Origin of the sequence: Caloranaerobacter azorensis DSM 13643 (genome assembly GCF_900129995.1) — a bacterium.
Taxonomy (GTDB): domain Bacteria; phylum Bacillota; class Clostridia; order Tissierellales; family Thermohalobacteraceae; genus Caloranaerobacter; species Caloranaerobacter azorensis.
Map to the genome: position 1 here is coordinate 1 of NZ_FQXO01000124.1, position 3,511 is coordinate 3,511.

General features: G+C 29.3%; 1 protein-coding gene, 1 tRNA gene and 1 other RNA gene. All 3 read left to right on the forward strand.

Annotated elements, in window-relative coordinates; translation table 11 throughout:
• Positions 1 to 170 precede the first annotated feature (170 nt).
• The 3 genes from BUB51_RS12245 (at position 171) to BUB51_RS12255 (ending at position 3,404) form a co-directional block, all read left to right on the forward strand.
• Positions 171 to 264: transfer RNA gene (locus BUB51_RS12245), tRNA-Ser, on the forward strand.
• A gap of 13 nt (positions 265 to 277) precedes the next feature.
• Positions 278 to 542: signal recognition particle sRNA large type (ffs, locus tag BUB51_RS12250), an RNA gene on the forward strand.
• 177 nt (positions 543 to 719) lie between these two features.
• Positions 720 to 3,404, forward strand: coding sequence for an HD domain-containing phosphohydrolase (locus BUB51_RS12255; RefSeq protein ID WP_073198096.1), 2,685 nt, complete (start codon positions 720 to 722; stop codon positions 3,402 to 3,404).
• Positions 3,405 to 3,511: the final 107 nt, after the last annotated feature.

A 3,511-nucleotide genomic window follows, 5' to 3' on the forward strand; every position in this document is an offset into this window, starting at 1 on the left:
GTTCTTGTAGCGAAGAGATTCAATCACTCCTTGATCCTATTTTAGCTTTAGTATAGCATAGATGAATTTAATTTTTCATATTACGAATTGAAGTAGTATTATTTAGCACTTTACAAAAACTAATAGAAGATGATATAATTATATTTGCACGATTTTAATATAATATGTATGGAGAGATGGCTGAGTCTGGCTGAAGGCGCTCGCCTGGAAAGCGGGTAGACGCGAAAAAGCGTCTCGCGGGTTCGAATCCCGCTCTCTCCGCCAAAATAAAAGTTTGCCGTGCTAGATGGGGAGGTAGCGGTGCCCTGTAACCTGCAATCCGCTATAGCAGGGTTGAATTCCCGATTGAGGCTTGCTATTGTGAGGTCTGCCCTGAGTAAGTGGCGTTGACGATTGGGTCCTACGCAACGGAAATTCATGAACCCCGTCAGGTCCGGGAGGAAGCAGCGGTAAGTGAACACTTCCGTGTGCCGTAGGGGTGCCTGATTTGAGTTAACTGCTCAGGTAACGCTTGGAGTAGTAAGTCGAGATCGGGTGCACGGCTAAAATATTGATAACCTAAAGAGTTATGGCAAGAACCATAGCTCTTTTTCTTTTTTGTAGAATTATGTAGAAAAAAAGAGGAAAATGTTGTATTATGCAGAATATATAATATTACAGCTCTTAAATTGGGAAAATTCGATAATTTTGATTATTTAGAAGTAGTAGAGGTGTTAATAGTGATACTCGATTCATTTAAAAGAAAATTGATTATTACTCTTGTTATATTGGCTATTATTCCGATTATTACTTTAAGAATGGCAATAGATTTTACAGTAAAAGAACAAATAATAAATCAGGCAATAAGTATTGAGAAGCAGTTTATTGATAATAAAGCAGATGAGATTAATAGATGGTTTAGTGATAAAGAGCAGATTTTAGAAACTGTTGTGAATAATTATTTAGTACATAAAGAAGAAAAGGAATCAGAAGTAGACTTTGAAAAGGTGAATTATTATCTTACAAATTTAGCTGAAAAGACGAACTTTTTTTCAGATATATACATAATCGTAAAAGACATGACAAAAAATAATTTCGTTTTATTAGATGATGAAATCGATGTTAGATTAAAACCGTTATATTATAAAGTTTTAAAGACGGGTAATACTTTATGGAGTCAGCCTTATAAAGATTTAAAAACAGGTAAAACGATTTTAACTGTATTTATGCCTGTAAAAGATGAAACTGGAAAAATTGAAGAGATAATCGGAGCAGATGTGTTTGTTAATTCTATAGAAGATATACTTGGAAATTTAGAAAACAAATTAGTATCCGGTGGTTTTAATATTATAATTACAACTTTGGAAGGTAAAAAATTAGATTTTTTTTATGAAAATAAAAATATAATTAATAATTTTAATAAAGAATTAAAAAATGTCAATTTAATAGAACTGATTAATGAAAATAATAGAGAAATATCAATTCGAGATAAAGAATATTTTATTATTAAATCAATTATTCCCAAGGTAAGATGGAAATTGATTTGTCTGATAGATAAAAGTGTTTTTCAGAAAAGTATAATAGAAATAATAAATAAGTATGTAATAGTTACTATAGTATTTACATTGATATTTGTAATATTATTAGCTTCGTTTTTATCTGCTCAATTTTCTAAACCATTAGAGGAATTAAAAAAAGGGGCTATTGAATTATATAAGGGTAATTATAATTATAGAATTCCAATGTATAGAAATGATGAATTTGGACAGCTTGCAAAGGCATTTAATAGAACGATAGAGGAATTAGATAAATCTTATAAAAGATTGAATGAGCAGACAAAAATGCTAATAGAAAATAATAAACAGTTACAAGGCATGAATGTGGAATTAGAAGCTTCATATGAACAGCTTCAATATATGGCTCTAGAACTTAATGATTCAGAAGAAAAATATAAACTATTAGTTGAAAATATGAATGATTTAGTATGTGTTGTTGACCCTAATTATAAAATTATCTTTGTAAATGATCAGGTTAAATATATGTTGAAATATGATAAAGAAGAAGTTGTAGGTAAAGATGTAAGGAATTTTTTATCAAAGATATGGTATTTTGATAGTAAAAACGGTAAGAGTGATGATTTAAATAATAATTTTGAGAAATTATTAAAAAGTGATTACGACAGTATTCAAGTCGTATTAATATCTAAAAATGGAAAAGAAGTAATAGGGGAAGTTAGTACTAGAAGGATATTTGATAATGAAAAACTTATTAGTGTATATGTTGTATTAAGAGATATTACAGAGAGAAAAAAATTGTACAGTCAAATTATAAGGAAGAATGAAGAACTTTCTACGATCAATAAAATCAGTAAAAACCTAAATTCTACTATGGATTTGGATAAACTTTTAAAAATGGTCGTTGATGATATTGTAGACCTTATGAAGATTCCTTTATGTACGATAAGGCTATTGACAGATGATAATAAATTAAAACTGATGGCCTATTCGGGAGAGCTGACGGATATTATTTGGTTTGACGATATACCGGTTGATGATGATATTTTGGGGAAAGCTGTAATAGAAGGCAAAACTATTATAATAAATAAGTTTACCGAAGAAAATATAAGTAAATACAATGAAAAGATTGTTAAAAGTGGTAAGGTTAATTGTGCAAATACTATTCCACTTATTGCAAGAGAAAAAACTTTGGGAGTACTTGCAGTAACTACAAAACAAGAAATAAATGAAAGTCAAACTGCTATTTTAACTTCTGTAGCTAATCAAGTAGCTATGATAATCGAAAATATAAATTTATATAATGGATTAAAAGAAAGTTATTTAAGAACAATAAAAACGTTGGCTGCAGCAGTAGAAGCAAAAGATAAGTATACGGAAGGTCATTCATATAGAGTTTCTAAATATTCATATTTAATCGCAAAACATATGGGATTATCCGATAAAGTATGTGAGGAAGTAGAAATAGGCGGTATTCTTCATGATATAGGTAAAATAGGAATTAGAGATTCTATACTTACTAAACCGGGGAAATTGACAGATGAAGAATTTAATGAGATAAAGAGACATCCTACAATAGGTGATAGGATACTTCAAAATGTAGGATTTTCAAATATTGTTATGAACGTAATTAAATATCATCATAAAAGATATGATTTAAAAGGATATCCAGAAGAAAGTAAATTGGAAGAATTACCTTTAGAAGCTTGTATAGTGGGGGTTGCTGATGCTTTAGATGCAATGGCATCAAATAGGTCATATAGAAGGGCTATGAGTATAGAAGAGGCTATTAAAGAAATTATTAAAAATAAAGGGACTCAATTTCATCCAAAAGTTGTAGATTCATTAGTAGATATATATAATAAGAATCCTAAAATTATTATAGAAATTTCAAAATCTTATTGTGATTAGCAGCTTCAGCTGCTTTTTTTATTGTCTAAGAAAGTATAAATTTTTTTGATAAAATAATATAGGCGTAGCCTAGTAAATAAAAAGAGTCTAGAGTTTGAGTAAACTAT